This window comes from Proteus sp. G2669 (assembly GCF_009915245.1).
GTDB lineage: Bacteria > Pseudomonadota > Gammaproteobacteria > Enterobacterales > Enterobacteriaceae > Proteus.
Genome location: NZ_JAABLX010000031.1, coordinates 1 through 6,861 on the forward strand (window position 1 = coordinate 1; position 6,861 = coordinate 6,861).

The 6,861-nt window shown below is 40.0% G+C and carries 6 protein-coding genes and 4 pseudogenes; all 10 read right to left on the reverse strand.

Annotated features, from left to right (window positions below):
- Nucleotides 1-80: pseudogene (locus GWI68_RS20280) on the reverse strand (hypothetical protein); the annotation flags it as partial.
- Nucleotides 64-414 (reverse strand): annotated as a pseudogene (locus GWI68_RS08895) (lysis system i-spanin subunit Rz); the annotation flags it as partial. The pseudogenes GWI68_RS08895 and GWI68_RS20280, both read right to left, overlap by 17 nt.
- Nucleotides 415-556: 142 nt before the next feature.
- Nucleotides 557-1,027, reverse strand: coding sequence for a lysozyme (locus tag GWI68_RS08900; protein WP_166540044.1), 471 nt, complete (start codon nt 1,025-1,027; stop codon nt 557-559).
- A complete protein-coding gene (locus GWI68_RS08905; protein WP_020946092.1) occupies nt 1,027-1,296 on the reverse strand; it encodes a phage protein in 270 nt (89 codons plus the stop codon). The genes GWI68_RS08900 and GWI68_RS08905 overlap by 1 nt, the downstream gene beginning before the upstream one ends.
- Nucleotides 1,297-1,360: 64 nt before the next feature.
- The gene (locus GWI68_RS08910) at nt 1,361-1,783 is read right to left on the reverse strand and encodes a hypothetical protein (protein ID WP_166540045.1); all 423 of its coding nucleotides are present in this window, start codon (nt 1,781-1,783) and stop codon (nt 1,361-1,363) included.
- 448 nt (nt 1,784-2,231) lie between these two features.
- Complete coding sequence (locus GWI68_RS08915; RefSeq protein WP_166540046.1) at nt 2,232-3,959, reverse strand: UvrD-helicase domain-containing protein; 1,728 nt, start codon at nt 3,957-3,959, stop codon at nt 2,232-2,234.
- Nucleotides 3,956-6,040, reverse strand: a complete 2,085-nt coding sequence (locus GWI68_RS08920) for an ATP-dependent endonuclease (protein WP_166540047.1) — start codon at nt 6,038-6,040, stop codon at nt 3,956-3,958. The genes GWI68_RS08915 and GWI68_RS08920 overlap by 4 nt, the downstream gene beginning before the upstream one ends.
- Nucleotides 6,041-6,271: 231 nt before the next feature.
- Nucleotides 6,272-6,343 (reverse strand): annotated as a pseudogene (locus GWI68_RS20630) (heat-shock protein); the annotation flags it as partial.
- Nucleotides 6,344-6,544: 201 nt separating this feature from the next.
- A pseudogene (locus GWI68_RS20290) lies at nt 6,545-6,691 on the reverse strand (cold-shock protein); the annotation flags it as partial.
- On the reverse strand, nt 6,675-6,861 hold a 187-nt coding region (locus tag GWI68_RS08930), incomplete at its 5' end, for a cold shock domain-containing protein (RefSeq protein ID WP_166540048.1). The gene GWI68_RS08930 and the pseudogene GWI68_RS20290, both read right to left, overlap by 17 nt.

The window sequence follows — 6,861 nt, forward strand, 5'->3', positions numbered from 1 at the left end:
TTGCTCTGACTCTGCAATTCGCTCTCTGAGTAACCAATAATTTCGGATAGCGGTGTCAGTAGGTCGGGCGGTGGTTGCATAAGCCAAGCTGGTGGCGGAAGTGGTTGTGCTTTTGGGACACTCTGCTTTGATGTACACCCGCTCAGGATGACGCTCACTAATATCACGCAAGCGACTAATTTCTTTCTTAGCATTCGCTAACTCCTGCGTATATTGAATATCCAGTTGGTTTAATCGCATTATGCGTGCTTGATAATCAGTATTAATAGACTTCTGTTCTTCGAGAGCCACAGTTAGTTTTTTGTTGGTATCTGTCAGTGTGGTAATTCTGTTAGCTTGCCAATTAATCACCCAATAGCTACCCACAATAATGCCCACCATCGCAATGACGGCATAGAGTTTTCCATATTTCATGATTAGTACCGATGATATGAGAGTGCAATCTGACAGCGTTTTTCTAAACTAACGTGATCTTTAGTACATGTGTTATCAATCAAGAGATAAATACCACCAACGACAGTGATGAATAATATGAGGATAAAGCTGATAATGATGATTAAAGGTTTCCATGACATAGTGCTGACTCCGCCTCTCGACGACTGACAAGCCCTCGCCAAACCTTTCCGCCTGCATATACCCAACGTTTCATTTCTTCACAGGCACCCGCTCTATCACCCGCATTTAGTTTCTTAAGTAATGTTGAGCGAGCAAATGCGGTTGTACCCACATTAAAAGCAAAGGAATATAAAGCGGCTTTGGTGTGGTCATCGAGTGGTACTTTGATTAATACATCGACTTGCCGTTGTGTCTTAATAAAATCGTTTTGTAATAATGCATCACATTCTTGTTGTGTGTATCTCTTACCTTGAATAATGTCTTTGCCTGTATGCCCATAACAAACCGTCAAAACACCTGCCACATCACGATAAGGTTCATAACGCACACCTTCAAAATGGGCTATTACTACTAACGCGATTGCTGTGGCTCCCGCAGTTGTTAGCGCCGCTATTTTCTGTTTGAGAGACATTAAATATCCTTTGGCGCTTTCACCATTAATTCAGCAAGCCTTTTTAGGGTTTCAGTTGGGTTTTGTGGGTCAACATGACGAACAAGCTCTTCAAATAATTGAGTGCGTTTTCGTTGCTCTCGACGAGTCATAAAATAAGTGGCTAAACCTAAAACCATGCTAAACGCCATCCCGATAACAAATCCCCATTCATATAACGAAAGACTGGCAAAAAATGCCGTTAAGCCTGCGGTTCCGTAAGTAACATTGGTTAATTTATCCATACGCATAGTCACCCTCAGAGGAGTGTCCGTTGATGATTAGTGTGAGAGTTAAAAATGAAACGATAAAAAATTAGGCGGGTATTGATACTTTAAGTACCTTTAATAAACCTTCAGGCAACTGCTCTTCAAGTGACGCATTAGAAACAATCACAAGGCCGTACATGGATATCCATGTATTCGTTTGTTGTAAGTGTCCCTGAATAAATTGCTTCGCTTTCTCTAACAAATAAACACAACTCTCTTGCGTGTTTTTGCGCCAATAAGATTCAATCGCCACCAGCAATGGGTCACCTGCATCATTAATCTTTTGTGTGCCGATTCGATATTGCTTTTTACCTGTGGGAGATGTCGTGCAAATTAGTTGTGTGAGTTGTTGAGTTTCACTATCAGCCGTATGGATATTCGCCGTTAAAATGACGGAGGTATTCTTTTCACTGTCTGTTTCTGAGGCATAGTGAAGACTAAACTGTAATTCGCTTATCTCTTTTGACATAACATTTACCGATTTATTTAGTTAATAAGGTGCCGACTCACAACTCTTGTGAGAACGGTATAAGTGGGTGTTGATTCTGTGGTCGACGTAGATGAAAAGGCTACAAAGTAACCTTATTTAATTTAGGGTTGAATATATTAATGAGAATAATTATCATTACATACGTATCAAATTGACAGGTTTGATACGAATTAGTACGACATGACTTACATTGCTTCTTGCGTTTATTTTATATGCCGATATGACTCCTAGCGTATCGGCATTTTTTTATTTTTTGTGAGATGGCTTCATATTAACAATTTAGATATTTCCTTCAGCACCAGAAACGGACAGTATAAACATAGCGGCATGTTAAATATCTTTAAGTCCTTGTATGCTTAGATTTAGTACTAAATTACCATCAATTCATTGCCAAAATAATTCCACAATAATTATTTATATTATTATCTTAGATGTTTAGCCCTTCAACATTTTCGCTTCCAAAAAGTTCTTCTACTGCTCCTAAAGCTTTATCTGACATTGTTTGTGTGGCCAGTACGGCAAGCCTTACCATTGGTCGGGAGAGAGATACATAGAGTAGGTTACGTGCGCGATAAAAGCCTTTGATATTTCTTTCAGTAAGAGCTTTAGTTTTGATGAGTTCTAGAAGTAATGGCCAGTTGTAATGATTCCATCCTCCCCCCAAAACAACCAGAACATTCTCAAATTCCGCCCCTTTGACACTGTGCTGTGTTGCAAAAGATGTTTGCTTTTCAATAAATTTAGTTATTTCAATAACTTCCTTATATGGGACACATCTAAGTTTACTGTATCTCTTAAGTCCAGATGCTTTCTCTGGCACCGGAGCACCATTCAAAGAATTAAATTCATCATCTCGACGCAATACACGGTCTGGTAGAACTGGACGCTTCGTAATTTTTAGGTGATCAATGACTTGTCCGATAGTACCTTCTTCACGTAATGTATTCAAAATATCCATATCTCTTCGCCAACTAACTTTATCTTGGTGTTGAGTTATGGCTGGTGCAGATCCATATATTCTAAATAAATCTCCATAGCGGGATTCGCAATAGGCTTCACACATAGGTTCTACATTTTCAGCAAAGAATTTGATAATAGGATCTTCTTTTTTGGCAAAAAGATCATTTCTTCCATTGAATACTTTGACGATACCTGGATATCCCTGCTCAGCAGCAAGTACATTATGAGTGAGCATGAGCACTTTTGTTTTACATAAATCCCAACCTTCAGCCTCTAGTCTCTTCATCAAGGCTATACGTGTCTGCCGAGCCAGATCGTCTAGCAGATCTCCTTTAGAATGTCGATCATTAGTCCGTTCTCCTTTGTAGTTATTAGTGTGGAAAAATCGAGCTTCGCCTTTTGCTTCAGGGTTATGAACTTCCTGACGGAGTTCAGGTCGTAACTTATTTAATACATTGACTATTGCAGGGACAGAACGAAAGTTGGAACCTTTAGTGATCTCTTTAATGGGATACTTAGCAAGTTCATACTCACTTCTATAAATAGTTTGCCAATGATCGCCAAAAAGACCTACTAAGGGACCCTTAGCTGGTTTCAGGAAGTATTCAGTAATTGCTTCCATAAATTGGCGATTAGTATCCTGATATTCATCAATAAAGATCACAGGGAACTGCTGGCTGAAAATCTGCCGAAACTTATCCTTTTGCAAAAGTTTTGCCATCATATTTGGTATATCATCGTGATTCAGCGAGATTTTGTTCTCATCGACACTAAAGAAACCCATGTCATATTCCACTGACTTAGATCCAATACCACCTTCTTGCTCGATCTTTTCTTTTTTGTCCTCCATTTCCCCTAAGAGTTCACGCAACGCTTTCTGAAATGTGCGGAGGAATGCCCATGAAAAACCATGAATGGTATTAACCAGAATGGCAGGATGTTCTTCAAGCTCCCGTGCAATTTCATTTCGGGCAACTTCGGTATAGGTGATACAAGCCACCTTTTGCCCATGCCGTACGAGAGTCGGCCCATGTTGTTCAATCAACCGCTTCAGTGCTGCTACAAGCGAATAGGTTTTTCCAGCACCAGCGCCCGCCTCCAGTCGAAAGCTTTGTCCTGCATCAAGAGCGTCATTGATTTTTTTTTGTGTTTCTTCTGCAGCTATCAGCGCGGGATTATCTTTGCCTTTAGTCATACAGCCTCCGAAATGAGTTGTCCTTCATTCTCTTGTTCCTGTAGAGGAAGTGGCTCTGAAAGCCAAGTAAGACCTTCAAGAATATAACGCGGTACCACCCATTCTTTTTGGTGAATAGCGAACCACAAGGCTGTATCGGCTTTCCCTAGTGTCTTGGCTATTTCCCATGCTTCAGTCGCTACATCTTGCTCTTCAGTCCATGTAAATAGTGCTGGATTTGCCAAAATAAGCGCATCTTCATAGCTTCTCGCACTGATGCCAGTTTCTTGATTTTCTGCTACTTGATAAGCTATACGTCGGGATCCTTTTATTTTCTCTTCAGATGTTTTTGAAAGTAGCTCAGCAGGTGTGATATGCCATTGTTTGTTATCTGGGATATCTTCGGGGCGAAACCAGTATTTGATTGCCTCATTAGACGTACGCAGGCCATCTGCGACAGGGCATTTTTCCCAAACTGTAATTTCTTTTTCTTTTTTATTTGTTTTTTTCACTGCCTTGATTGAATCTATATCCGTTATGACCAACGTTTTAAGTTCTAGGAAATCCAATAATGGGTAAAAAATGTGTGCATGAGCACCACCCACTTCAACATTAGTTATGTACTGCCTGACTAACTTGTGTTTGTCGTCAAGAGACTTATCGACTAATTCACATAACTTGGGCATTAAAAGCCTTTCTGTTGTGCCTTCCACCAAAATGGCTTTATCTGCAAAATACAAATCACATTTAGTCAGTGTCATGTACTTATGTAAAAAGTCTTGATCTTCAGGTGAAATGCATCCTAGTCCTTTTTTGAAATCTTTAACTTTTGTCTGACGAGATATCTTGGAGGTCGGCGCTTCATTGAGAAAATAACGCACGGCCTCGAAGGAGGCTGCATTAGCAACATGGGGGGAGTGTGTAGATATAATGAATTGAACATTCCACACTGGCTCATTGGGATAACTTGCTGATAGTTTTTTTATCGCTGCATTAAGCTGAGCAATGAATACCTCTTGCATCTGAGGGTGTAAATGAGCTTCTGGTTCTTCGATGAAAATAAGATGTGTAGCCGGGCACACAGATCTTGCACGGTATAATTTATGGTAACTTTCGAGTTGCAATAGCATGTAAATGAGGTTACGTGTACCTAATCCATTGTAGCCTTCTGGAAGATGAACTCCATCAGTACCTGTGTAAACAACCTTTGTATGACCAGTAAGGAGAGCCTCAACGTTCAATGTAGTTTCAGGGCGTAGCTCTGTGTCGTTGAGACTAGGGAAGCCCAAAACTTCCATCGCGGGAAGAAGATTTTTCAACATTTCATCGAAACTACCCTGCATACTGCGCTCAACATCTTCAACAGACTGTCTCAGTTTTCCGGCAAGTTCCTGATCTCTCGTGGTCGCAGTCGGAGTGGATGCTGTTTTAAAAAGGGTATTGAGTAATTTACCTATTACATCTGTATCTCCATGCTTGTCATGATCGAGAGTTCTTTGTGCTCGAACGAAATTGCATTGCATCAATGTTGCTAAATTGCTAGAACCATCAAAGCTACGTCTATTCTTAGGATCAGTGGGGTCTATAGCTGAAATATGAGTACCATATGCCTTGGGCAAAGTTTCTCTCAATAAACGTAAGAAGTAAGACCTTGGTTCAAGACCTTCGGGGGTCGGTTGGACATCAAACAAAATATGGAAGGTTGCTGGAGACGCTTTGTATTCAATACACACGATCGCAGTTGTCGAATCTGTATCAAGATCAATAATAAACGGGGAAAGTGGCCCAAGATTTGTGTCTGTACCGTCGTAACGGAAGGTAAGTGTGAGAGATATGGTCGGAAGTGCTGCGAGGACATCCTCCGCTTTGGCACCTTGTTCCCTCAGTTCTTTTGCATTGATAAATTTATTACGCTGAACAGGCGAGAAATCCTCAAGACGGAATCGTGCTCCGTTATCACTAGCAAATCTTTCAAAAATCTCAGTAAAAGATGTTTTTCCACTGTTATTACGTCCCACGATCACAGTGGAAGTATCTTCCAGCATAATTTCAATATTTTGGAGGAGGCGAAATCCCTCAACTTGAACTTTTTCGATTCGCATACTAACTCCCAAGCTTAATTGTGCAGGAGTACTCCTGCTTGTTCTAGCATTAGTTTTCGAGTGTATGCTTTAGAATACTTTAGAATAATTTACTTTCAATTGAGAGTTTACATTAATACCACAGACATCTCATTCTTTCTGAAGATAGGCCTATTATGTAACTGATTGTTGTGTAAATGACTGTTTTGCCATATTTCCATCTAAATACGATTCTATATTAAGCAGTACGAATTGATCAAAACGATTTGAAAGTAAGTTGTCAGATAATGTTGGGAATAATGAAAAAGGTTTAATGTTAGGCATATAACTCCTCCTTCAGTATTTAGTGAATTATGGGCGGTCTCTTATTTACCCAAAATATAAATATGAACGAGCAAGTATTTTTCAAGCCCTAAAATCTAAATTTTTTATCTTTGACCAATATGGGATTGTAGATAGCAAAAAACCCCGCCGAAGCGAGGTTTTGTATATTCAACTATTTAATGCTTAACTCATTTGTGCTGTCATCACACTTTTGCAAAAAATACATTTTGCGCCGTGTGGATTGTTCACTGTGACATCAAATTGTGATGTTCTATATTGTGAACTGCTGCACCTTGGGCATTTAAAATAGAGGCGAATAGTAATAGCGCCTTTAGAGAGCCACCACATTGCCTGCTGCTGGGCCTTTCATACCATTTTCCATGGTGAATGAAACTTGTTGGCCTTCCGCTAATGTTTTGAAGCTATCACTTTGGATTGCAGAGAAATGTACGAAGACATCTTTGCTGCCATCAGCTGGAGTAATAAAACCAAAACCTTTACCTTCATCGAACCATTTT

Bases quoted from the DNA above. Each gene is read 5' to 3' on its own strand.
- GWI68_RS08900 (WP_166540044.1), bottom strand. From the start codon at position 1,027: ATGTCTCTCAAACAGAAAATAGCGGCGCTAACAACTGCGGGAGCCACA.
- GWI68_RS08905 (WP_020946092.1), bottom strand. From the start codon at position 1,296: ATGCGTATGGATAAATTAACCAATGTTACTTACGGAACCGCAGGCTTA.
- GWI68_RS08910 (WP_166540045.1), bottom strand. From the start codon at position 1,783: ATGTCAAAAGAGATAAGCGAATTACAGTTTAGTCTTCACTATGCCTCA.
- GWI68_RS08915 (WP_166540046.1), bottom strand. From the start codon at position 3,959: ATGACTAAAGGCAAAGATAATCCCGCGCTGATAGCTGCAGAAGAAACA.
- GWI68_RS08920 (WP_166540047.1), bottom strand. From the start codon at position 6,040: ATGCGAATCGAAAAAGTTCAAGTTGAGGGATTTCGCCTCCTCCAAAAT.